Below are 22,500 nucleotides of genomic sequence, written 5' to 3'. Positions count from 1 at the left end.
CGGCCATGCAACTCACCGGCAATACCATTTTCATCACGGGCGGCACTTCCGGCATCGGCCTCTCGCTCGCCAAGGCTTTCCATGCCCTCGGTAACAAGGTCATCGTCGCCGGCCGCCGCAAGGCGCTGCTCGACGAGATCGCCGCCACGCACCCCGGCATGGAGGGCGTGGAACTCGACATCGCCGATGCCGCCGACATCGCGCGCGTGGGCAAGGCGCTGATCGCCCGGTACCCGACGCTCAACGTGCTGGTCAACAACGCGGGCATCATGCCGTTCGACGACCCCGCCACCTCGATCGACGCAGGCGTGTCCCGCCGCATTCTCGACACCAACCTGCTCGGCGCGGTGCTGATGACATCGGCCCTGGTCGAGCACCTGAAGGCCCAGCCGCGCGCCACCATCCTCTACAACACGTCGGTGCTGGCCTATGTGCCGATCGCGACCAATGCCGTGTACTCGGCGTCCAAGGCCGCGTTGCACTCCTATGCGCTGTCGCAGCGCTTCATGCTGCGCGACACCAGCGTGACGGTGCAGGAGATTGCCCCGCCCTGGGTCGACACCGACCTGATCAAGAAGAGCGGCGATCCGCGCGCCATGCCGCTGGAAGACTTTATCGCCGAGACCATGCAAGGCCTGGCGACCGAGGAGCCGGAAGTCTTCGTCGAGTCGATTCGCGCCATGCGCGACAACCCCCGGACTGGGCGAGCATGGGCTGGTGCACGCGTTCAACCAGAGCATCGCCGAGAACCCCATCCCCGTCTGATGGCATGTCCTGCCGGGCGCCCCTCCGCACGGCAGCTTTCCAGGAGTTACCGCCCCCATGACTACCCTGACAATCAACGGCAAGACGCACGACGTTGACGCCGACCCTTCCACGCCGCTGCTATGGGCCTTGCGCGACAACCTCGGCATGACCGGCACCAAGTTCGGCTGCGGCATGGCTGCATGCGGCGCCTGCACGGTGCACCTCAACGGTGCCGCCACGCGCAGCTGCGTGATGCCGATTTCCGCCACCGCCGGCATGCAGATCCAGACCATCGAAAGCATGGGCGAGGACAAGGTCGGTCGCGCCGTGCTAGATGCATGGATCCGGCATGACGTCGCGCAGTGCGGCTACTGCCAGAACGGACAGGTCATGAGCGCGGTGGGGCTGCTCCGCACCAGGCCACGGCCGACCGACGCCGATATCGACCAGGCCATGGCCGGCAACATCTGCCGCTGCGGCACCTATCAACGGATTCGCGCGGCCATCAAGGATGCCGCGCGTGCCCTCGCCTGAAGGAGCAGACCGTGCGCAATCGCGGCATTGAAGCGCTGGCGGGCGGTGCCCGCCCCGGCGTACCGTCGGCGTCCGCAACCAATGCGGGCATCGCACCGCTCTCGCGGCGCAGCTTTCTCAAACTGACCAGCCTGGCCGGCGGCGGCTTCGCGCTCGGCATTGGCGTGCTACCCGCCACCGTCGCGGCCGCCGCCGACGAGGGGGCAGCCACCAGAACGCCCTACCCGCCACAGGCCTTCCTGATCATCGCGCCGGACAACACCGTCACCATCGCGGTGAACCGTCTCGAATTCGGCCAGGGCGTGCATACCGCGCTGCCGATGATCCTGGCCGACGAACTCGAGGTCGACTGGAAGAACGTGCGTTCGGTGCTGCCCCCCGCCGGCGATGCCTACCGCGACCCCGGCTTCGGCATCCAGATGACGGGCGGCTCCACCGCGCTGGCTCACTCTTATCAACAGTATCGCGAGCTTGGCGCACGGGCGCGCGCGATGCTGGTGGCGGCCGCCGCGCAGCAGTGGCAAGTCGCGCCCGAGCGCTGCGTGGCCGCCCAGGGCGTGGTGACCTCCGGCACGCACCGCGCCACCTACGGCGAACTGGCCAGCGCGGCCATGCGCCTGCCGGTGCCGCAGGCCGTTACGCTCAAGGACCCCTCGCAGTTCCGCATCATCGGCAAGCCCACGCCACGGCTCGATGCGGCGTCCAAGCTGCGTGGCGACGCGGTGTTCGGACTCGATACGCGACTGGACGGCATGGTGGTGGCGGTGGTCGCCCATCCGCCGCGCTTTGGCGGCAAGGTCAAGTCGTTCAAGGATGACAAGGCGCGCGCGATTGCCGGCGTGGTGGATGTGCTGCAGGTTCCGGTGGATCGCGGCGGCAATGGCATCGCGGTGGTGGCGCGCGGCTACTGGCCGGCCAAGCTCGGCCGCGACGCCTTGCAGATCGAATGGGAAGATGCGGGCTCGAAGGTCAGCACGCAGGCGCTGTTCGAGGAATACAGCAAGCTCGCCACGCAGCCCGGGCTGGTGGCGCGCCCGCTGGAGGGCGGCGACATCCAGTCGGCCCTGGCGCGCGCCACACGCGTGATCGATGCCGAGTACCGGCTGCCCTACCTCGCGCACGCCCCCATGGAACCGCTCAATTGCACCTTCCAGGCGGAGGTCAGCGGCGGCAAGGCCACCAGCGTCAAGGCGTGGATCGGCTCGCAATTCCAGACCATCGACCAGGCGGCCATCGCGCATACGCTGTCGTTGCCGCCAGAAAAAGTCACGCTCAACACGATGATGGCGGGTGGCGGCTTTGGCCGCCGCGCCGTGCCCACCGCCGATTATGTGGCGGAAGCTGCCGGCGTGCTGCGCGCGTGGATCGCGAAGGGGCATACCGAACCGCTCAAGGTGATCTGGAGCCGCGAGGACGATATCAAGGGCGGCTATTACCGTCCGCTGCACGTCCATCGCGCGCGCATCGGCTTCGACGCCAGGGGTCAGGTGGTCGCGTGGCAGCATACGATCGTCGGCCAGTCGATCATCACCGGTACCCCGTTCGAGCCGGCGCTGGTCAAACATGGCGTGGATTCCACCATGACCGAAGGCATCGTGCAGAACGACTACGGACTGCCGCTGCACCTGACCGTGCACCACCCCAAAGTCGATGTCGCGGTCCTGTGGTGGCGCTCGGTGGGCAATACCCATACGGGCTTCGTCAAGGAAACGCTGATCGACGAGATGGCTACCGCGGCAAAGCAGGATCCGGTGGCATGGCGCATGGCACAACTCGATGCCAGGACACACGCGCGGCATCGCGCGGCGCTGCAACTGGCGGTAGGCAAGTCCGGCTATGGCAAGCGCAAGCTGCCCAAGGGGCGTGCCTGGGGCGTGGCGCTGCACGAGTCGTTCGATACCGCGGTGGCCTACGTCGTCGAGGTCTCGCTCGGCAAGGGCGAAGCGCGCGTGCATCGCGTGACTGCGGGCGTGCATGCCAATCGCGTGGTCAATCCGTTGACGGCCGAGGCGCAGGTACAAGGTGCATGCGTATTCGCCATGGCGATGATGAAGCCCGGCTTTGCGATCGACATCGAGAACGGCGTGGTGAAAAACAGCAACTTCCCCGACTACCCGCCGCCACGCATGCCGGAGACGCCGCAGATCGATGTGCACTTCGTGCCGTCCGAGGATCCGCCCACGGGGCTGGGCGAGCCCGGCGTGCCGGGCCTCGCGCCGGCGGTCGCCAATGCGCTGTTCCGCCTGACCGGCAAGCGGCAGCGGCAATTGCCATTCGTGCTGGCTTGACACGTTGCCCGCCACGCTGCGTCCACGCCGGCATCGCGCGCTGGCGTGACGGGCGACCCAGTGCCCCGGCAGCACGCCGCACTGCCGGCAACGGCTGGCCTACCCGAGGTCGGCCAGCCGTTGCCGACAGAAACTCACAAACTGCTGCGCCGCCGCCGATTGTCCCTGCGCCGGATGAAACGCCAGCACCGAGCGAAAGCGCACCGGCGCCACCAGCGGTACGCTGCGCAGCCCCAGCGGCACATAGACACGCGCCACCAGTGGATTGGTAATGGCCAGGCCTGCGCCGGCCAGCACGAGCGCACACTGCGTATGGCTATAGGGGGTGGTCGCCACAAAGCGCGGTGTCACGCCCTGCCCGGCCAGGGAGGCTTCCAGTTGGCGCTGCGCCGGGTCCGTGCTGTCTAGCCCGATCAGCGGCGCTTCGGCCAGATCCTCGACGCCGACCCGGGCGCGAGCGGCAAACGGGTGCGTCGCGGGCACGGCGCAGACCGCCTGGACCGCGTAGAACTCTGAAGCCGTCAGGCCGCTGGTGTCGGCCTCATCGCCCATAAAGGCGATATCGAGCTCCCGCTGCAGCAGGCGTTCACGCAGGCCGCGGGAGCTGTCCACCTCGAGCTGGCAGCGCACGCGCGGATAGTGATGAATGAAATCCGTCACGGCCGCCGGCATGACGCTGGAGGCCATCGCATGCAGCGCGCCCACGCGCAGCACCGTGTCCTCGTTGGAGCGCAGGTGGTTCACCTTGCGCTGCACGGCGTCAAGGCCGACATAGACACGATCGACCTCGTCCATCAGTGACGTGGCTTCCGGCGTCGGCACCATGCGGCCCTTGGTCCGGTCGAACAGGCGCAGCCGTGCCGCCTTCTCCAGTTGCAGCACGATCTGGGTCACCGCCGGCTGGCTGATATGGAGCGCGGCAGCGGCGCGGCGTGCGGAGCCCAGTCGCATGACCATGCGGAACACCTCGATCTGGCGGGCACTGATTGGCGCCTCAGGGTCCGTTGCCATCATCCATCCTATAAGTTTTACTTAATCAAAACCACAAATCGCCTTCGCTTGCCCCGTACCGCCTCACATAGACTGCGGCCATGACCATTTGCCCAGTCTCCATGGATCCAAGCCGTCCCCAACCAGCCGCCCGTCCGGTGGCAAACCCCGCGTTGCATGCACTGCGATGCATTACCTGTCACGCCGAGTATCCTCTCGCCGACCTGCCGGAAGGCTGCCCGGCCTGTGCCCGCACCGGCCAGCCGAGCAGTCTCGAAGGCGTCTATCGCCACCATGGCGACGGCGAGCTGGATTTTGCCGCAAAAAGCGGAAGTTATACATGGGGGCATTGGCTGCCATATCTGGACGGCGTGTCGCTAGGCGAAGGCAACACGCCTTGCCTACCGGTGCCGCAGCTGGCAGCGCAGGCAGGCGTGGCATCGCTGTGGATCAAGAACGAGGGCGCCAATCCCACCGGTTCGCACAAGGACCGCATGTCGGCGCAGGCCATCTGCCGCGCCCTCGATACCGGTGCGCGCGAAGTGGTGCTTGCGTCGAGCGGCAACGCGGCCGTCTCCGCCGCGGCCTATTGCGCGGCGGCCGGGCTTGAGTGCGAGGTGGCGACCTATCGGGAATTGCCGGCCGTATTCGATGCCGCGCTGCGTTGCTACGGCGCCCGCCGGGTCATTTGCGAGACCGGACATGCGCGTTGGGATCATGTGCGCAGACGCGTGAGGGAGGATGGCGCCTTTGCGCTGACCAATTTCAGCGTGCCGGCAGTCGGCAGTCCGGTCTTTGGCGTGGAGGGATATCGCGCGGTGGCGCTGGAGTGGGTGGCGCAAGGCTGCCTGCCCGACCATGTGATGGTGCCGACCGCGCGCGGCGACCTGCTCTGGGGCATCTACAGCGCGCTGCGCGATCTGGTGGCACTTGGCCGCCTGGCACGGATGCCGAAGCTATGGGCCATCGAGCCATTTGCGCGCCTGCAACGGGTACTCGCGGGGGCCTCGCTGCAAGGCGATTTTGCCGGCCGCACGCGTCAGTTCTCGACGGCGGGGTCGACCGTGACCGCGCAGCAGGTGCATGCCATCACGCGGTCCGGCGGCGGTGCCCTCGTCGTCGACGATGCCGCCGCGCGGGAGGGCACGCGCGCGTTGGCCGGCGCCGGCTTCTGGGTCGAGTGGTGCGCGGGCGCGGGCTTTGCCGCGACCCAGGCACTTAGCGCCCAGGGACGGATCGCCGCCACCGAAACGGTCCTGTTGATGTTGACCGCGCGCGGCGACCGCGACCCCGCGCAAATCTGATCACCACACACTGCCGGAGCACCCATGAACCCAAGACGCCTGACCGCTGCACTGACGCTCTCCGTATCGAGCCTGCTGTGCGCACTGCTGCCCGTTGCCCACGCGGCCTTTCCCGACAAGCCGATCCGCGTGATCGTACCGTGGGCCGCGGGCGGCAGCACCGATGCCCTCGCCCGTGCCGTCGCGCAGCGCATGAGCGAATCGATGAAGCAGCCGGTGGTGGTGGACAACCGCGCCGGTGCCTCGGGACGCATCGGCATCGATGCCGTGGCGAAGGCCACGCCGGATGGCTATACGCTGGGCGTGGTCGAACTCGCGCATGCGGTCGCGCCGGCAGTATTCCGCCAGATGTCGTACGACGTCCTGCATGACCTCTCGCCCATCTCGTTGCTGGGTGAATCGCCGCTGGTACTCTTTGCCGACAGCACGCGCTATCGGCCCGGCGATATCCAGCGCTTTCTTGCCGATGCGCACAAGGCGGGCACACCGCCGCTGCAATTCGCCACCAGCGGCAACGGGACGCTGAGCCACCTCGCGGCCAAGATGCTGGAGACGCAGGCCGGCCTCGCGATCGACGCCGTGCCGTATCGCGGCTCCGCCCCGGCGCTGACGGACGTGTCGGCGCAACAGGTCGCCGGGCACTTTGCGACCCTCGCCAGCGGCAGCGCGCTGCTCGGCGCCGGCAAGATCTCCGCATTGATGGTGACGGGTCCGAATCGGCTGGCGGCGCTCGCCGGCGTGCCGACCGCGGCCGAAGCCAGGCTGCCGGGCATGCAGGTCAGCCAGTGGTGGGCCCTGGTGGCGCCGGCGCGTACCCCGCCTGCGGTGATCAACAGACTATCGGAGGAAGTGCGCGCGGCGCTGGCCAACCCGCAGACCAAGGCGCGCCTCGACAGCCAGGGCATCGACCTCAAGGCATCGTCGCCGGCGCAGCTTGGCGAGCGCATGCGTGGCGAGGTGGACCGCTGGGCCAGCCTGGTCAAGCAGGCGGGGATTCAGCCCGAGTGAGCGTCCAGGGGTGCAGGCGGTTACGGGCCAAGGGCTAAGGGCCAAGGGCCAAGGGCGAAGGGCTAAGGCGCTACCAAGGTTCGATGGCGGGTGGCGGCGCGCACGATTCGCGCAGGATGATCTGCGTGGTCAGCCGCACCTCCTGTCGCCCGTGCGCCCTGGTCTGGTCTTTTGCCCTGGTCTCGGCGCGCTCGTCGCCACCGCCGATCGCGCCCAGCAGGATCTCGGCCGCGGCCGTGCCCACGGCTTCCAGATCCCAACTGATCGCGGTGATGGCCGGCGCGTACAGTTGCGGCAGATCGCCGTCGCCGACGCAGATCAGGCTGACATCGTGCGGCACGCGGTGGCCGCTTTGGCGCGTGGCCTGAAGAACGCCGGACAGGATGCGCGTGCCCAGGCAGATAAATGCGGTGGGACGCGCCTTGGCGGAGAGCAGCGCCAGGGCGTCGCTGAACGACAGATCCATCGCGGAGCGGCTGGCGCGCACCAGCGATTCGTCCACCGCCACGCCACGCTCCCTGAGTGCCGCGCGATATCCCTCGATGCGTTCGCGTCCGGGGCGCAAGGCGCCATCGGATGTCATGAGCGCGATGCGCGTGTGTCCGAGGTCGAGCAGATAGCGGCACGCTTCGTATGCGCCGCGAAAATGATCGACATGAACCCCGGCGCCATGCGCGCCGAAGTCGCGGTCCATCGCCACTACGGCGAGGTCGCGCGAGACCTGTTCAAGGTAATCGGCGCGCTCCACTTCGCACGGACCCAGAATCAGGCCATCCACGCGGCGCCGGCGGAACAGGTCCACCATCAATTCTTCCTGCGCCTTGCTGTTGTGCGTGTTGCCCACCACCATGGCATAGCCTTCGCGCTGCAAACGGCTTTCCACCGCGGTGATGATGCGTGCATAGAGCGGGTTGGCAAGGTCCGACACCAGCAGGCCCACCACGCCCGACGTGCCGGTGCGCATGCTCTGCGCGATCGGGTCCGGCGCATAGGCCAGCGCCTTTGCCGCGCGCTCCACGGCTTGCAGCGCGGCCTCGCTGACGGGACCGCTGCGATTGAGGGCGCGCGACGCCGTGCCCAGCGACACGCCAGCCGCGCGCGCCACGTCACGAATGGTGACGCGGGCGGGCGTATCGGCACCGGTATTGCGCGTTCGGCTGGTCATCTATGGTGCTGGCGGTAAGGGGTGACCTGCGCCTGCAAACAGGCGCCAGCCGGAGTCTAGTAAAGTTCGCTTTCGGAGAAGAAGACGAACATGAAGAAGCGCTTTACGGAACAGCAAATCATCGGGTTTCTGAAGGAAGCCGAGGCCGGTATGCCGGTCAAGGAACTGTGCAGGAAGCACGAGTTCAGTGACGCGTCGTTCTACACCTGGCGCGTAAAGTTCGGTGGCAGGGAAGTCTCGGAAGCCCGCCGGCTCAAGGACCTTGAGGTGGAGAATGCCCGGCTGAAGAAACTGCTGGCCGGAGCAATGCTCGATATGGAAGCGTTGAAGGTGGCGCCCGCCACCTCGCCCGCGTCCGGCTATCGATCAACGTCGAACGGCGAAGCACGGTAGGCACTCGCACTATTATTGGTCTGCGTGGTTTGCCGAGCTTGTTTCGCCGGCAGATAGCTGACACCTGCATCTGCCACGGGAGTGGAGATATCAACCCGAAGGGCCTCAACCACACCCACTCCTGCCCCGCGGACCATAGCCTTCGTCAGATATCTAGAACACGTTTGCGCACAAACGCTCGCATCAGCCCGCTGTTCATTTGCTAGCGAACGGTGGGCGAACGGCCGGAACGACTTTCCTTGCCGGAGCAGCATTTGTTTTTGACGCGGTGACGCTGTTGATCGGTACGAGCGTTGAGCCACCAACAACCTCGGGGAATGGAGCACGCTCGGCAACGGTGCCGGCAAACTCTATTAACGCATAACTAGTTGACAGTGAAGCGTCCGGTGCTGGAACAATGAGCTCGGCTACAGAGCTCGACGTACGAGGGAGTATGAGAGACGTGTCCGGCCTTGGAGGCAAAGTGCTGTAGTCACCGGGTTGGTAAGCACCCACCCAATCGAAGACGACATACCCTTTCACGTCTTCAATCGCATCATCGGAGTCTGGATAATATTGAAGCGCACATACCATTCCAGCAAATGGCGTACACCGAGATGCATCAATGGCGAAATAATTCGGTTCTACACCGGTGCGGTTATATACGGACCAGTACGCCGCTATATCGCTCTTCCAAATCTTGGACTTGAGATTAGGCAATTTTTTCGACGTCAGTCCGATCGAAACGCTGAGGATTGGCACGTCGGTGTTGTTTGTAACTGTGTATTGGTACACGGTGCTCCCACCTCGTTTGAAGATGGTGAGGGATACAGATGCAGCGGGAGCGGCCATGGAGGCGGCCGCTGTTATGGATAACATTAGTCCGAGAAAAAAGTGCTTTTTCATTGAATCTCTCACTGGAAATTCCATGCCTCACCGCTTACGGCTCGACGGCTAACACTACATTGTGCGGCAGTATCATCGATCTGTGGACAAGATAAGCCTTGGGGAGTGACATCGAACGCCATACCGTGCTCATGGCGCGAAGTACATTGCGCCGCGACCAGTTGTCCTCGCTTAAGGCTGTGTCGAGCCATCTCACTGCTGACGTCCGCTCTAACCTCATCACACTCAGGCCCGTTCACTTCGCTGCGGCCTTGCCATTTTGACAGTTCACCGCCTTCGCAAGGATCGCCTGCAAGTACGCCTGATAGGCCGACGAGCGCCAAGCGGATCCTGTAGCCAAGATGCCACCCGCTGGAGTGACCGCGTTTCGTACACAGGCAAGTTTTTCTTGATATTCCACAGTAAGCCTATCAGATCTCCAGCGGTTGCCATTTTCGAATGAGATCGCGTCAGGATCGCGCAACTCTGGGATTGGACTTACTGGGCATGCGCCGAACACGTCGTTAGTACTAGCAGGAAGGCAATAAGAGCGCCTATTTTCATAGTTATTTTTGTCCGTTCTCGGACGGAATTGGTGTCAGCAGGGAATCTCTTCTAAGTTTGCGGAGAAAGCTTATAGGTTGCGGATCGGTCCGATCGGCATTTTTCTTTTCTCTGAATTCCGCAGGCTTTTTATAACAACAGGAGAACAGTCATAGCTGGAATCTAGATCGTGTATGTACTCACTTACAAACGATGATGTTGTACTGCCACAACGGAACCTTGCATGAATCCGATAGCTCCCTTTATGCATCCGGCAGCCATTCCTTTCCGTTTGGAGCAACATAAATCCTGACACACGCGGGCCTTCTGATGCTTCCCACCCCAACAGCCAGCATGAGAATCCGTCATGCCGGATTCTGTCTGGGCAATTGACCTGCCCCCTGCAAACAGAAGCCCATTGGCCCTATTGAAGGGGGCAGGTCAGGACGGGTACACGATCATGATCGGCGGCATGTCGACGCACCAGCTCGCGCCGGCCACCTACGCCAAGCTGCCGTACGACCCGGTGCGCGACTTCCAGAGCCTGGGCGCCATCGGCAGCTCGTCCATCGTGATGATTGCGGCCAACCAGTATCCGGCCAACAACCTCAAGGAACTGATCGCACTCTCGCGCAAGGATGGCACGCCAATCCAGTATGCAAGCTGGGGGGCCGGTTCCACCGGCCACTTCTGCGGCGAGGTCCTGAGCCAGAAGACCGGCATGCGCATGCAGCATGTGCCGTACAAGGGCACCTCGCAGATCGTGACCGACATTCTCGGCAACCATATCTCGGTGGGCTTCGTCGATATGGTGACCGCCACGCCGTTCGTGAAGGAAGGCAAGGTCAAGGCGCTGGCCGTCTGCACGCGACGCTCGCCGAGCCTGCCGAACGTCGCGAGCTACAAGGAACAGGGCGTGGATTTCGACCGCGAACTGACCTGGGTGATGTACGTGCCGGCCAAAACGCCCAAGCCCATCGTGGACAAGCTGTCGCACGTGCTGGAGACCACGCTCAAGGACCCGGAGGTGGCCAACAAGCTGCTGTCGCTGGGCATCACGGCCAGGTACGTGCCGGGCCCCGAACAACAGGCGACCAATGCGCGCGACATCCCGATGTGGAAGGCGATCGCCACGCAGGCCCATATCAAGCTGGATTGAGCCCCACGCCGCGCGCGTATGCGCGCCTCGCTCATCGAAACACCAAACCCCGAACACCGGTATTCATCACAGGAGCTTTTCTTCATGTCAGCAGCGCTTGACGCCGCACGCATCCATACCGTGCGCGATCACATGGCCCTCGAATGCGTGCACGACTGGGACGCCGTTATCGATACCTTTGCGCACCCGCGCTACGAAATGCACGGCAGCGGCGCGGTCTTCGATGGCGAAACCGAGGTACGCGGCTACTTCGATGCATCGCGCATCCCTTTCCCCGACCTCACGAACGAGATCATCTGCATCGCGGCCGCCGATGACACGGTGCTGGTGGAGTTCTGGCTGCAGGGCACGCATCTCGGCCCGCTCCAGGCCAACGGCAAGACCTTCGCGCCGACGGGCCGCACCTTTCGCGTACGCATGGCGGCCACGTTCGAGTTTGGGCCGGAGTCGGACAAGATCATCTGCGAACGCCCGTATTCGGCACCGGATGCCAAGCTGCGCGCGCTTGGCCTGCTCTGAGGATTTTTTTTACCGACGATGGCGCGACATGACGCGATACCCCCGTCGTCTCAGGAGATTGGCACCATGGCATTACCCAAGGCCGTTACCCATCAGGATCGCCTGCTGACCGTCAATATTCGCGAGGCTGTCGAATTTGCCGGCTCGGAACCGGGCTCCACCATCATCCCGCTTTTCCTCGACCGCGAGAACGGGGTCTGGGTGCTGTACGGCAAGTTCGAACCCGGCACCACGCTGCCGCCGCATTTTCACACCGGCACCGTCCATTTCTTCACCACCCGGGGCGAATGGAACTATACCGAGTACCCCGACGACCGTCAGACCGCCGGCAGCTACCTGTACGAGCCCGGCGGCTCGGTTCATACGTTCTCGGTACCTGCCGACGCCAAGGAAGCGGCCGAAGGATTCATGGTGGTCTACGGCGCCAACGTCATCTTCAAGGATGGCGAATACCAGTCAGTGCGCGACGCCGGCGCGATCGAGGACGGCATCCTGAATGCGGCCAGGGCGATGGGCTTGCCCACGCCGCGCTACATCCGCCCCACGGGCGGCGCGACGTTTTCGCGCGAGCCAGAGCCTAGTTGACGCCGATCCCGCCGAAGCACACGTCCAGCATATGGCTGACAATCGCTTCGTCGTCGAGCTTGCCGTAGATCCGCAGATACTCCACGGCCGGATCGCACGTGCGTGAGTAGTAGCTGAACAGAATGACGTCGTCGGGCAGGCTGGCATCGAGCTGGCCGGCCTTCTTCGCCCTGGCGACGAGCCCCTTCAATTGCCCGTTGAGCTTGAGCACACGAGCCACATAGCCAAGATTGCGCGTCAGCATGTCGCGCACGCTCGGGCTGGTGGACGGCAGGAACGGCAACCCACCCGCGAGCCGCACCCGCAACGCCCACTCCAGCAACGCGCGCAGGCGTCCCACCGCATCCAGATCGTCCGGCAGGCCGTCGAGAAACGCCAGTGCGCCGTCGATCAGGCGAATCATCGCCGCCGCGACCAGATCGTCCTTCGATTTGAAATGCTTGTAGAGGCTTGGCTTGGAGATGCCGACTTCGGTGGCCACGTCGTCCATGGTCATCAGGTCGAACCCCTTGCTCGCCAGGATGCGTGTGGCCGCGTCCAGGATGGCGTCCTCGCGCAGCTGGAACGCCTGGTCCTTGAAGCTGAGCCTGCCGAAAATACTCATTAGTAAATCTCGCTACTATGTAGTAATCTTCTTGCCGAATCGGTAGCCTTATCTTAACACCGGCGGCGGAAAACGCGGCCGACCATACACGAAAACATAAGGGTGGCGGGTCGTGAATGCCTTAAACAGCACACAACAGGGTCTGCGTATCGCCATCGTGGGCGCCGGCATCTCCGGTTTGGCCAGTGCTTGGTTATTGTCGCGCCGCCACCAGGTCACGCTGTTCGAAGCGGGCGACTATCTGGGCGGGCATACCAATACGGTCGATGTCACGCTGGACGGGCACACCGCGCCCGTCGACACCGGCTTTCTGGTATTCAACGAGCGCACCTATCCCAACCTGATCGCGATGTTCGACGAGCTCGGCGTCGCCTCGCACGCGAGCGACATGTCGTTTTCGGTGTCGATGGACCAGGGTCGTATCGAATGGGCAGGCACCAGCCTGAACACGGTGTTTGCCCAACGCCGCAATGCGTTCTCGCCGACCTTCCTGGGCATGCTGCGCGATATCGTCCGCTTCAACGGCGCGGCCCGCGGCAATCTCGCGCTTGCCGAACGCACCGGCTGCTCGCTCGGCGATCTGCTGGTGGCCGGCAACTACGGCCAGCCGTTCCGCCAGCACTACCTGTTGCCGATGGCCGCCGCGATCTGGTCGTGCGCCACCGCCGACGTGCTGAATTTTCCCGCCACCACGTTCCTGCGTTTTTGCCTGAACCACGCGCTGCTGCAGATCAACAATCGCCCGCAATGGCGCACGGTGGCCGGCGGCGGCCGCGAATACGTACGCCGGCTGGCGGCGCAGCTCGACGACATACGCCTGCGCTGCCCCGTGCGCGCGATCCGGCGAGATGAAGCAGGCGTCAGCGTCACGACCGACGACGGCACTTCACGGTTCGACGCCATCGTGCTGGCCACCCATGCGCCCGACTCCCTGCGCATGCTGGCCGATCCCAGCGATGCCGAGCGCGACGTACTGGGCGCCGTGCGCTATGCGTCCAACCTTGCCATCCTCCACACCGATCCCACGCTGCTGCCGCGTCGTCCGCGCGTATGGTCCGCGTGGAACTACCTGGGCGGTCAGCGCGACGAGTCCGCGCGCGCGGTCTGCGTCAGCTACCTGGTGAACCAGTTGCAACCACTGCCATTTCGCACGCCGGTGGTGGTCACGCTCAATCCATTCCGCGAGCCGGCACCCGGCACGGAACTGCGGCGCTTTCACTACGATCACCCCCTCTTCGACCTGCGCGCGATTGCCGCCCAACGCGCGTTGCCGACGCTGCAAGGACAGCGCCGCACGTGGTATGCCGGGGCATGGACCGGCTACGGCTTTCATGAAGACGGCCTGAAATCCGCGTTGCGCGTGGTGGCCGACTTTGGCGCGTCGCCAGCATGGGCCCGGCCATGAAGCCCGACGCGTGGCTGCTCCAATGCCGGGTGCTGCACGACCGCCTGCGGCCCGTGCGCAACCGCTTTGTCTACCCGGTCTTCTGCGTGCGACTGAACGTGGACGCGCTGCCGCGGCTGGAGCGCTGGTGGTTCGGCATAGACCGCCCAGGCATCGTCAGCCTGCGCACGCGCGATTACGGCCCGCGCGACGGCGGCGATCTTGCCGGCTGGATGCGCGCCCGCCTGCGGGCGGCCGGGCTGCCCGACGATGGCGAGATCTGGCTGCAGACGCTTCCGCGCATCTTCGGCTATGCGTTCAATCCGGTCAGTTTCTGGTATTGCCACGATCGCGATGGCCATCTGCGCGCGCTGGTGGCCGAGGTGAACAACACGTTCGACGGCCGTCACACCTACCTGGTGACCGCACCGGACGAGGGGCCGATTCACGAGCGGACCGTGCTCTGCACTCGCAAGTGCCTGCACGTATCCCCCTTCAACGAAGTGCTGGGCCACTACGCGTTCCATCTGCGCGAAACGGACGGCACGGCGTTCGTCGGCATCGACTACTTCGACGACGTCAGCCTGCTGTTGCGCACCTCGATCGCCGGCCACAAGCAACCGTTGACAGGCATGGCGATGATGACCGCCCTGTTGCGCCAGCCGTGGATGACGCTGTCCGTCACGCTACGCATTCACTGGCAGGCATTGCGACTGTGGTGGCGTGGCGTGCCATTCCACGGCAAGCGCCCGCCATCGCACGGCGCCGCCGGCGCGCCTGCCGTGCCAGATTCCCCGCTCGACGACATTCGCCCATGAACCGTCCCTCCTTCGGTCCTCGCACCCTGTCTCGTCCCGGCCAGGGCGACATGCCACTGCTGGCCGGCGCATTCCTGGCCATGCTGGCTCGCCTGGCCACGGGCCATCTGGTGCTCACGCTGCCAGACGGCCGCGAGTCGATCTTTGGCGATCCGCATGCCGCGCCCGGCGCGCGTCTGACGCTGCGGGACTGGCGCGCGTGCGGCAAGATCCTGCGCGCCGGCGATATCGGCTTTGCCGAAGCCTGGCGCGACGCGTGGATCGACAGCCCCGACGTGACCGCGCTGTTGCGCCTGGCCATCCGCAACCAGCCCGCGCTGCCGCGCACCGTCACCGGGACCTGGCTGTCGCGTCGCTGGTACCAGTTGCGTCATCTGCTGCGACGGAACTCGCGCAGCGGCAGCCGGCGCAATATCCACGCGCACTATGATCTGGGCAATCCGTTCTACGCACTCTGGCTCGACGACACGTGGTCGTACTCCGCGGCACTGTTTGCCGGCAACGCCGACCTCTCGCTGCACGATGCGCAGGAAGCCAAGTACGCCCATATCCTGGCCGCCCTGGACCTGCGGCCCGGCATGCGCGTGCTGGAAATCGGCTGCGGCTGGGGGGGCTTTGCGCTGCACGCGGCACGGCGCGGCATCGAGGTGCATGGCGTCACGATCTCGCCGTCGCAACTGGCGCTGGCGCGGCAGCGCGTGGTCGATGCCGGCCTGCAGGATCGCGTTACGCTGGCGCTGTGCGACTATCGCGATCTCAGCGGTACCTACGACGCCGTGGTCTCGATCGAGATGTTCGAGGCCGTGGGCGAGGCCTACTGGCGCAATTACTTCGATATCGTGCGCGAGCGCCTGCGCCCCGGCGGCCGGGCGCTGATCCAGACCATCACGATTGCCGACAATTGCTTCGACGCGTATCGCGTCAGCAGCGACTTCATTCGCGAGTTCATTTTTCCCGGTGGCATGTTGCCAGGCCCGGAGCGCCTGGCGCAGGTTGCCCGGCGCTCGGGCCTGGCGGCGCACGGCGTGCTGGCTTTCGGCAAGGACTATGCGGAGACCCTGCGGCGCTGGCGCCAGAGCTTCGCGGCCCGGCGCGACGAGGTGGCCGCGCTGGGCTTCGATGCGGCGTTCCTGCGGCTCTGGCATCTGTACTTCTGCTACTGCGAGGCCGGGTTCGACGAGGGCCGCACCGACGTGATGCAGTTTCTGCTCACGCGCGAGGGCTAGCATGTCGCGTCTGCTGATCGCGTTCGTCCTGGCCTTGGTGCCGCTTGCCGGCGCGGCGGCCGAGATGTGGCGCGAGGCGTTGCCGCAGGCTGCCGACTCGCGCATGATCGGCGAGGGCGAATACCGCTGGCTTGGCATGCGCATCTACACCGCGCAACTGTGGTCCGCGCAGGCCGACGTCACGCTGGACACGCCGCTCGCGCTGCGGATCACCTACGCGCGCAGCCTGAGCAGCCAACGGCTGGTCGACACCAGCATGGCCGAGATCCGGCGCATCCACGGCAACACCATGCCGGAAGACCAGGCCGAGCGCTGGCATGCGGCACTGGCGCAGGTACTGCCCGATGTCCAGGCCGGCGAACGCCTGACCGGTATCTATCTGCCAGCCGAGGGCGCGCGTTTCTACGCCAACGATCGCGCGACCGGCCAGATCCGGGATCCTGCGCTGGCACGCGCGTTCTTTGCCATCTGGCTCGATCCGGCCACACGCGCGCCAACGCTGCGCCGGCAACTGCTGGGGCAATCGCCATGAGCCAGCCGACTGTCGCCCGACTGGCGGCCTACGGTGCGCTCGGCCTGCCCCTGGCCATGGTGGCGCTGCCGGTGTACGTCCAGGTGCCTGCTTACTACACCACGCGGCTCGGCATGTCGTTGCCGCTCGCCGGCATGGTGCTGTTTGTCGCGCGGCTGGTGGATACCGCGCAGGATCCGCTGCTGGGTTGGTGGATCGATGCGCTGGCGCGGCGCAACGCCCTGCGGCGAGCGATGTGGTTTGGCGCCATGTGCATGGCCGCCGCCTTTGCCGCACTGTGGCTGCCGCCAGCGGGCGCCGACCCGTGGCTGGCGGCATGGCTCGCGGCCTCGTTGATCGTGGTGTATCTGGCGCACAGTCTGCTCAACGTGGCGTACCTGGCGTGGGGCGCCCGGCTCGGCGACGACCGCACGCTGGCGCGCGCCGCGGCGTGGCGCGAAGGGGCCGGGCTGGTCGGCGTGTTGCTGGCCACCGCGCTGCCGGCCTGGTGGATGGCCACGCCGCACACGACACCGCACACGACGCCGCGCATGGCGATGACCGCGTTTGCCGCGCTCTTCGCCGTGCTGCTGGTCGTGGCGCTGTGGCTGCTGGTGCGGGTGGCACCGCCGTGGCGCGCGGCAGCGGCTCATACCGCCGCCGCTACCCACACCGCCGCCGCCCTCCACACCACCACGCGGATGACATGGCGTGCGATGCGCGACAACCACGCGTTCCGCACCCTGCTTCTGCCCTATTTCCTGAATGGCCTCTCCGTGTCGATCCCCGCGACCCTGGCCATTTTTTTTATCGAGGACAGGCTCGGCGCGCCCGAGCGGGTGGCCGCATGCCTGGCGCTGTACTTCGTGGCAGGTGCGGCAGGCCTGCCCGGCTGGGTGCATCTGGCTCGCCGCGTGGGCCCGATGCATGCGTGGCGCATGGCCATGGTGCTGGCGGTGGTGGCATTTGCCTGGGCCGGTCTGCTCGGGCCCGGCGACGTATCGGCATTCCTGCTGGTGTGCGCGCTGTCGGGCCTGGCCCTGGGCGCCGACCTCGCGCTGCCGCCGGTGCTGCTTGCCGCACGTATTCCGGCCAGCGAGGGACCTGCCGCGTATTACGGCGTGTGGAGCCTGCTGGGCAAGCTGTGCCTGGCGATCTCGGGCTTGACGCTGCCCGTGCTGGCATGGCTCGGCTATCAGCCCGGCACGCCGGCGGTCGGGTCCGGCGGACACGCCCTGGCAGGGATATATGCCGGCCTGCCCTGCCTGCTCAAGCTTGCCGCCCTGGCGCTGCTACGGGCAGCGCCCCACGTCTCACCGGAGCCATCGCGATGACCTACCTTTCCAGATTGTGTGCGGCAGGCGCTGCCGCGCTATGCGCGGCGTGCTCGACGCCTGACGTGTCCCACTACGCCGATCAGAAACCACGGTTCGACGTCGCCAGCTTCTTCGCCGGCCGCACCGAAGCCTGGGGCATGTTCCAGAAGCGCAACGGCGAGATCGTCAAGCGCTTCCATGTCGATCTGGAAGGTCGCGAGCAGGGCGGCCGCTTTGTCCTCGACGAGGATTTCCGCTACAGCGACGGCACCACGCAGCAGCGCCGATGGACCCTCACACGCGGGCCCGATGGCAGCTGGCAAGGCACGGCGCCCGATGTGGTGGGCCAGGCCGACGGCCAGGCGGCCGGCAACGTGCTGCGGTGGCGCTACACGCTGCAGCTCCCCGTCGATGGCAAAACCTACGACCTCCAGTTTGACGACTGGATGGTATTGATGGACGAGCGCACCATGATCAACCGTGCGCGCGTCACCAAGTTCGGCTTCGAGGTTGGACAGGTGACCGTCTTCTTCCGCCGTCCTGCACCTTGATGCATGCGGGATCGATCATGCGAGGCTTTGCCATGAATCCACGCTGGACCGACTGGACCGACAAGCGTGTCTGGATCGTCGGTGCCTCCAGCGGCATTGGCGCCGAGCTGGCGCGCGCGCTGCTGACCCATGGCGCCAAGGTGGCGGTATCCGGGCGGCGGGCCGATGCGCTGGCCTCGGTGGTGGCCGATCACGCGCGTGGCGTGGCGCTGCCCATGGATGCTCGCATCGCGGCCGACTGGGTGGCGACGCACGATGCCCTGTGCGAGACGTGGCATGGCGTGGACATGGTCGTCTTCTGCGCGGCGGAGTATCGTCCGCTGCGCCCATGGGAAATCGATGCCGAGGAAGCACGGCGTACCATCGAGACCAATCTGAGCAGCGTCTACTACGGCCTGGCCGCGGTGTTGCCGCCCATGATGTCGCGCGGTACCGGCAGCGTGGTGGTGCTCGCCAGCGTGGCCGGATATCTGGGCTTGCCCAACGCCACGATATACGGGCCCACCAAGGCCGCCCTGATCAATCTGGCCGAACTGCTCTATGCTGAACTGCATCCGCATGGGCTGGGCGTCTATCTGGTCAACCCGGGCTTTGTGAAGACGCGGCTGACGGCGCGCAACGACTTCACCATGCCCGCGCTGCAAACTCCCGAAGCAGCGGCGGCCTCGATCCTGTCCGGATTGGCGCGCGGTCAGTTCGAGATTGCGTTTCCCTCGCGCTTTACGCTGGCGATGCGCGTACTCAGCATGCTGCCGTACAGCTTGCGGCTGGCGTTGCTGCAACGACTGATGAAAACGTCCTGACTACGATATGACCTCCACCATCGTCCATCCTGGGGCAATGAAGGCGCTGCTCGACTGGTACGCCACGCTGACGCCCCAGTCCGTGCAGGACGTCGCGCGCTTCTATATCGAGGACGCGTACTTTACCGACCCGTTCAACAGCGTACGCGGCCACCTGGCCATCCGCGCGATTTTCGAGCATATGTTCGACACGATCGAGGCGCCCCGCTTTGCCATCCAGAGCCACCTGACCGGGCCCGACGAGGGCTTTGTCACCTGGCTCTTCACGGGAGCCATACGCGGCAGCGCGTTCTCGGTGCCCGGCTGCTCTCACCTGCGCTTTGCCGAAGATGGGCGCGTGCGCGTGCATTGCGACTACTGGGACGCCGCCGCGCTGTGGCGCGACATGCCGGTGATCGGCGCGCCCGTGCGCTGGTTGCAGCGCCGGTGCATGACACGGACGGACGTATAGCGGCTGGCAGCCGGAGACGGCGCTGGTCTCCGGCTGCGGTTCGATACGCGGGCGGCCAGGTGCGCCGCCGCCACCGCGCGCCGTCGAGCGCTTACGGGTGCGCTTACGGGTGCGCTTACTGGTGCGCTGACTGGTGCGCCTTGGGCGTCAGCCCGGTGGCCTGGATGACCTTGGCATTGGCAGGTGCGGCCAGATACTGGATAAACGCCTTCGATTCCGCCGGATGCCTGCTGCCTTTGACGATGGCGGCCGAATAAGGCGTCACCAGTTGCAGTTCGTCGGGCAGCTCACCGACGATCTCGATGCCGTGCACCGGTTGCAACTCGCTGTGCTGCTGGCAGCCGAACGCGGCCTCGCCCTTTGCCAGGATCTCGCCCACCGGCGTGGCCGGGATCTGCTTGCCCTTCTTCTTCACTTCGGCCTCGATACCGAGGCGGCCCAGCATGTCACGCTGGATATATTCGCCGCTCGCGCTATCCGACCAGGCCACCGAAGGGGCGTCGAGAAAGGCCTGGCGTACCGCTGCCACGCCGCTCAGGTCGGGATGCGGCTTGCCGGCGGGCACGGCGCAGGCAATCTTCGAGTCAGCGAGCACGGTCTTGCTACCAGGCTCCAGCTTTCCTTCGGCCATGAGCTTGTCGAGCGCGTCGCCGACCATGATCACGACATCGATGGACTCATGCCGCGCCAACCGGGCCGGGATGGCCTTTTCGGTCTTGCCCATCGAGGGGCCGAAGGCCAGTTCGACGGGGACCGCGGGCTTCTGCGCGTTGTACCGCGCCGCCAGCGTCTTGAAGGCCTCGGCGAAGCCGCCCGAGGAGATGGCAGTCAGCGTATCCGCCTGCACCAGGGCGGGGAACACGAGCCCGATTGTCGCTACCGCCGCGCAGACCATCCTGACAGTCCTGCCAGCGCCAGAAGAGGAAGAGAAGTTGCGTGTCATCGCCGTTGCCGTCGTGAGGCCATGGTGAGGCCATAGTGGGAGGGCGTTTATACTCGCCGCACGCGGGCGGTAAAACAATTGCAATGTTTGGAATCATCGTGCCATGAAACAGAACGGTCTCGATCTGGACCAGCTCCGGGCCTTTCTCGAAGTCGCCGACAGAATGAGCTTTCGACGCGCGGCGGAAGCGCTCTGTATTTCGGCACCGGCGCTCAGCCGGCGGGTGGAGTTGCTGGAGGAGCGGCTTGGCGTCCGCCTGCTCGAACGGACCTCGCGCTCGGTGCGACTTACGGATATCGGCGGGTCGTTCCGGGAACGGGCACGGGCCGCGCTGGACGACCTCGACGCGGCTGCCTTCGACGTCGCACGCCGCACCGCCGGCTCGCCGGGGCGGGTAACCGTGTCATGCATCCCTTCGGTGGCGCTCGGGGTGGTGCCGGAGGCGATCCGCGCCATCGACCGCAAGCTTCCCGGGGTCAAGGTGCATGTGCTGGACGACTCGGCCGCCGTCGCCATGGACAAGGTGCGTGACGGCGAGGCCGACTTCGGCATCGCCTTTCTGCCCGAGCCTTCCGCGGAGCTCGTTTTCGCTCCGGTCCTCGACGATCCCTTCGTGCTGGTCGTGGCCAGGGATCATCGACTGGCGAAGCACCGCAGCATTCGCCTGGCGTCGCTCGGTAACGAGACCTGGGTCGCGCTGAGCCGAGGCAGCGGAAACCGCCAGCTGATCAACCGCGCCCTGGCCGATCAAGGGTTCTACCTGCCGCATACCCACGAGGCCGCGCATATCGCCTCGCTGCTCGCCTTCGTCGAAGCGGGACTCGGCATTGCCTTGTTGCCGCAGCTCGCCGTGTCGCGGCGGGCCACGGGCGCCAAAATGATCCGCTTGTCGGACTTCCGGCTGACGCGAACCATCGGCATCGTCAGCAATCCATCGCGACGGATGTCCCCCCATGCGGCCGCGTTCCGGGAGATGGTGGAGCAGTCGCTGAGAAAGGCGCCGACCGGGGGACGGCTACCCGGCGGGACGTCGTAAGCGCGTGCGCTCGTGCGTACGATGGCCTGCGCTAAATCGGCGCCGCCCCAATCGACAGGCCCCCGCAAACGTACAGCACCTGTCCGGTGACGAAGCGCGCGTCGGCGGAGAGAAAGTACGAGATCGTGCCGGCAACGTCTTCGGGCTGCCCGAGGCGCCGCAGTGGAATCCGATTCTCCAGCGCCGCCCGCTCGTCCACACTCATCGGATTGTTGCGCTGATATAGCGCGGTCTGTACCGGTCCGGGCGCGACCGCGTTGACGGTGATATTGTGCTTGCCAAGCTCCAGTGCCCACGTGCGCGTGTACCCGATCAAGCCGCTTTTTGCCGCGGCGTACGGCGTTCGGCGCGGCATGCCAAGCGCCGCGCGGCTCGCAATGTTGACGATGGCGCCCTGGCCCGACGCAATCATCGAAGGCAGACACGCCTGCACACACATGAGCGGCGTGCGCAGGTTGATGGCGAGCACACGATCCAGTTCCTCGATGCTGGTTTCCTCGAGCGTGCTGGATGTCGTCAGCCCGGCATTGTTGACCACGCTGTCGATGGCATACCGGCCCGCGATCTCGGCCAGACCCGCCTGGGTAGCGTGGACATCTGCCAGATCCATCGCAAAAAACTCGCCGGGAAACGAGGCCTCCGGTGCCGACCTGGCCACGCCGATCACCCGGTGTCCGTCCCGACTCGCGCGAATTGCGGTCGCCAGGCCGATCCCGCGGCTGGCTCCGGTGATCAGAATCGTTCGTTGTCCGTTCATC

22 protein-coding genes and 2 pseudogenes are annotated in these 22,500 nt (G+C 65.7%); 18 read left to right on the top strand and 6 right to left on the bottom strand.

Annotated elements, in window-relative coordinates; translation table 11 throughout:
- Window positions 1-5 precede the first annotated feature (5 nt).
- The 3 genes and pseudogenes from DFLDMN_RS14530 to DFLDMN_RS14520 all read left to right on the top strand — a co-directional run bounded on the left by DFLDMN_RS14530 (window position 6) and on the right by DFLDMN_RS14520 (window position 3,569).
- A pseudogene (locus DFLDMN_RS14530) lies at window positions 6-765 on the top strand (SDR family oxidoreductase).
- Window positions 766-822: 57 nt separating this feature from the next.
- On the top strand, window positions 823-1,281 hold the full coding sequence (locus tag DFLDMN_RS14525; protein ID WP_423195628.1) for a (2Fe-2S)-binding protein: 459 nt from the start codon (window positions 823-825) through the stop codon (window positions 1,279-1,281).
- A gap of 11 nt (window positions 1,282-1,292) precedes the next feature.
- Entirely contained in the window at window positions 1,293-3,569 is a 2,277-nt protein-coding gene (locus DFLDMN_RS14520; protein ID WP_423195627.1) for a molybdopterin cofactor-binding domain-containing protein, read from the top strand.
- A 99-nt stretch (window positions 3,570-3,668) separates the two neighbouring features.
- On the opposite strand, the gene DFLDMN_RS14515 is transcribed toward DFLDMN_RS14520, so the two are convergent.
- Entirely contained in the window at window positions 3,669-4,580 is a 912-nt protein-coding gene (locus DFLDMN_RS14515; RefSeq protein WP_423195626.1) for a LysR family transcriptional regulator, read from the bottom strand.
- A gap of 101 nt (window positions 4,581-4,681) precedes the next feature.
- Here DFLDMN_RS14515 and DFLDMN_RS14510 point away from each other — a divergent pair, with 101 nt between their 5' ends.
- Both DFLDMN_RS14510 and DFLDMN_RS14505 read left to right on the top strand, forming a co-directional pair.
- Window positions 4,682-5,863 (top strand): pyridoxal-phosphate dependent enzyme, encoded by a 1,182-nt coding sequence (locus DFLDMN_RS14510; protein ID WP_423195625.1) that lies wholly within the window; start codon window positions 4,682-4,684, stop codon window positions 5,861-5,863.
- A 24-nt stretch (window positions 5,864-5,887) separates the two neighbouring features.
- On the top strand, window positions 5,888-6,871 hold the full coding sequence (locus tag DFLDMN_RS14505; protein WP_423195624.1) for a tripartite tricarboxylate transporter substrate binding protein: 984 nt from the start codon (window positions 5,888-5,890) through the stop codon (window positions 6,869-6,871).
- A gap of 70 nt (window positions 6,872-6,941) precedes the next feature.
- Here the strand turns inward: DFLDMN_RS14505 and DFLDMN_RS14500 are convergent, their stop codons facing one another.
- Window positions 6,942-8,036, bottom strand: a complete 1,095-nt coding sequence (locus tag DFLDMN_RS14500) for a LacI family DNA-binding transcriptional regulator (RefSeq protein WP_423195623.1) — start codon at window positions 8,034-8,036, stop codon at window positions 6,942-6,944.
- Window positions 8,037-8,126: 90 nt separating this feature from the next.
- Here DFLDMN_RS14500 and DFLDMN_RS14495 point away from each other — a divergent pair.
- Window positions 8,127-8,372, top strand: a pseudogene (locus DFLDMN_RS14495) (transposase); the annotation flags it as partial.
- A gap of 252 nt (window positions 8,373-8,624) precedes the next feature.
- On the opposite strand, the gene DFLDMN_RS14490 reads toward DFLDMN_RS14495, so the two are convergent.
- A complete protein-coding gene (locus DFLDMN_RS14490; RefSeq protein ID WP_423195622.1) occupies window positions 8,625-9,314 on the bottom strand; it encodes a hypothetical protein in 690 nt (229 codons plus the stop codon).
- 889 nt (window positions 9,315-10,203) lie between these two features.
- Here DFLDMN_RS14490 and DFLDMN_RS14485 point away from each other — a divergent pair.
- The 3 genes from DFLDMN_RS14485 (at window position 10,204) to DFLDMN_RS14475 (ending at window position 12,099) form a co-directional block, all read left to right on the top strand.
- Window positions 10,204-10,995, top strand: coding sequence for a Bug family tripartite tricarboxylate transporter substrate binding protein (locus DFLDMN_RS14485; RefSeq protein ID WP_423195621.1), 792 nt, complete (start codon window positions 10,204-10,206; stop codon window positions 10,993-10,995).
- Between the two features lie 84 nt (window positions 10,996-11,079).
- On the top strand, window positions 11,080-11,514 hold the full coding sequence (locus DFLDMN_RS14480) for an ester cyclase (protein WP_423195620.1): 435 nt from the start codon (window positions 11,080-11,082) through the stop codon (window positions 11,512-11,514).
- A 66-nt stretch (window positions 11,515-11,580) separates the two neighbouring features.
- Window positions 11,581-12,099: a 2,4'-dihydroxyacetophenone dioxygenase family protein gene (locus DFLDMN_RS14475; RefSeq protein ID WP_423195619.1), complete on the top strand. Its 519-nt coding sequence runs from the start codon at window positions 11,581-11,583 to the stop codon at window positions 12,097-12,099.
- Here the strand turns inward: DFLDMN_RS14475 and DFLDMN_RS14470 are convergent.
- Window positions 12,092-12,703: a TetR/AcrR family transcriptional regulator gene (locus tag DFLDMN_RS14470; RefSeq protein WP_423195618.1), complete on the bottom strand. Its 612-nt coding sequence runs from the start codon at window positions 12,701-12,703 to the stop codon at window positions 12,092-12,094. The genes DFLDMN_RS14475 and DFLDMN_RS14470 overlap by 8 nt on opposite strands.
- A gap of 112 nt (window positions 12,704-12,815) precedes the next feature.
- Between DFLDMN_RS14470 and DFLDMN_RS14465 the strand changes: the two genes are divergently transcribed.
- From DFLDMN_RS14465 to DFLDMN_RS14430, 8 genes are read left to right on the top strand one after another with little or no spacing between them, the layout of a single operon-like run.
- Window positions 12,816-14,108 carry an NAD(P)/FAD-dependent oxidoreductase gene (locus tag DFLDMN_RS14465; RefSeq protein WP_423195617.1) on the top strand — a complete coding sequence of 431 codons (1,293 nt, stop codon included), beginning with the start codon at window positions 12,816-12,818 and terminating at the stop codon, window positions 14,106-14,108.
- Complete coding sequence (locus DFLDMN_RS14460) at window positions 14,105-14,905, top strand: DUF1365 domain-containing protein (RefSeq protein ID WP_423195616.1); 801 nt, start codon at window positions 14,105-14,107, stop codon at window positions 14,903-14,905. The genes DFLDMN_RS14465 and DFLDMN_RS14460 overlap by 4 nt, the downstream gene beginning before the upstream one ends.
- The gene (locus tag DFLDMN_RS14455; RefSeq protein WP_423195615.1) at window positions 14,902-16,131 is read left to right on the top strand and encodes a class I SAM-dependent methyltransferase; all 1,230 of its coding nucleotides are present in this window, start codon (window positions 14,902-14,904) and stop codon (window positions 16,129-16,131) included. The genes DFLDMN_RS14460 and DFLDMN_RS14455 overlap by 4 nt, the downstream gene beginning before the upstream one ends.
- A gap of 1 nt (window position 16,132) precedes the next feature.
- Window positions 16,133-16,663 (top strand): chalcone isomerase family protein, encoded by a 531-nt coding sequence (locus DFLDMN_RS14450; RefSeq protein WP_423195614.1) that lies wholly within the window; start codon window positions 16,133-16,135, stop codon window positions 16,661-16,663.
- Window positions 16,660-17,976, top strand: coding sequence for an MFS transporter (locus tag DFLDMN_RS14445; RefSeq protein ID WP_423195613.1), 1,317 nt, complete (start codon window positions 16,660-16,662; stop codon window positions 17,974-17,976). The genes DFLDMN_RS14450 and DFLDMN_RS14445 overlap by 4 nt, the downstream gene beginning before the upstream one ends.
- The gene (locus DFLDMN_RS14440; RefSeq protein ID WP_423195612.1) at window positions 17,973-18,509 is read left to right on the top strand and encodes a DUF3833 domain-containing protein; all 537 of its coding nucleotides are present in this window, start codon (window positions 17,973-17,975) and stop codon (window positions 18,507-18,509) included. The genes DFLDMN_RS14445 and DFLDMN_RS14440 overlap by 4 nt, the downstream gene beginning before the upstream one ends.
- Window positions 18,510-18,541: 32 nt before the next feature.
- Window positions 18,542-19,312 carry an SDR family NAD(P)-dependent oxidoreductase gene (locus tag DFLDMN_RS14435; RefSeq protein ID WP_423195611.1) on the top strand — a complete coding sequence of 257 codons (771 nt, stop codon included), beginning with the start codon at window positions 18,542-18,544 and terminating at the stop codon, window positions 19,310-19,312.
- 7 nt (window positions 19,313-19,319) lie between these two features.
- The gene (locus DFLDMN_RS14430) at window positions 19,320-19,763 is read left to right on the top strand and encodes a nuclear transport factor 2 family protein (RefSeq protein WP_423195610.1); all 444 of its coding nucleotides are present in this window, start codon (window positions 19,320-19,322) and stop codon (window positions 19,761-19,763) included.
- A gap of 115 nt (window positions 19,764-19,878) precedes the next feature.
- Here DFLDMN_RS14430 and DFLDMN_RS14425 read toward each other — a convergent pair whose 3' ends face one another.
- Window positions 19,879-20,625, bottom strand: a complete 747-nt coding sequence (locus DFLDMN_RS14425) for an extracellular solute-binding protein (RefSeq protein ID WP_423195609.1) — start codon at window positions 20,623-20,625, stop codon at window positions 19,879-19,881.
- Window positions 20,626-20,809: 184 nt separating this feature from the next.
- Here DFLDMN_RS14425 and DFLDMN_RS14420 point away from each other — a divergent pair, with 184 nt between their 5' ends.
- Window positions 20,810-21,742: a LysR family transcriptional regulator gene (locus DFLDMN_RS14420; RefSeq protein WP_423195608.1), complete on the top strand. Its 933-nt coding sequence runs from the start codon at window positions 20,810-20,812 to the stop codon at window positions 21,740-21,742.
- 31 nt (window positions 21,743-21,773) lie between these two features.
- Here DFLDMN_RS14420 and DFLDMN_RS14415 read toward each other — a convergent pair whose 3' ends face one another.
- Window positions 21,774-22,499: an SDR family oxidoreductase gene (locus DFLDMN_RS14415; RefSeq protein ID WP_423195607.1), complete on the bottom strand. Its 726-nt coding sequence runs from the start codon at window positions 22,497-22,499 to the stop codon at window positions 21,774-21,776.
- Between the last annotated feature and the right edge of the window lies 1 nt (window position 22,500).

It is taken from the genome of Cupriavidus sp. H19C3 (genome assembly GCF_049393815.1).
GTDB lineage: Bacteria > Pseudomonadota > Gammaproteobacteria > Burkholderiales > Burkholderiaceae > Cupriavidus.
The sequence above is the reverse complement of the archived record's forward strand: the minus strand, read 5'-3'. Positions and strand labels throughout refer to the sequence as shown.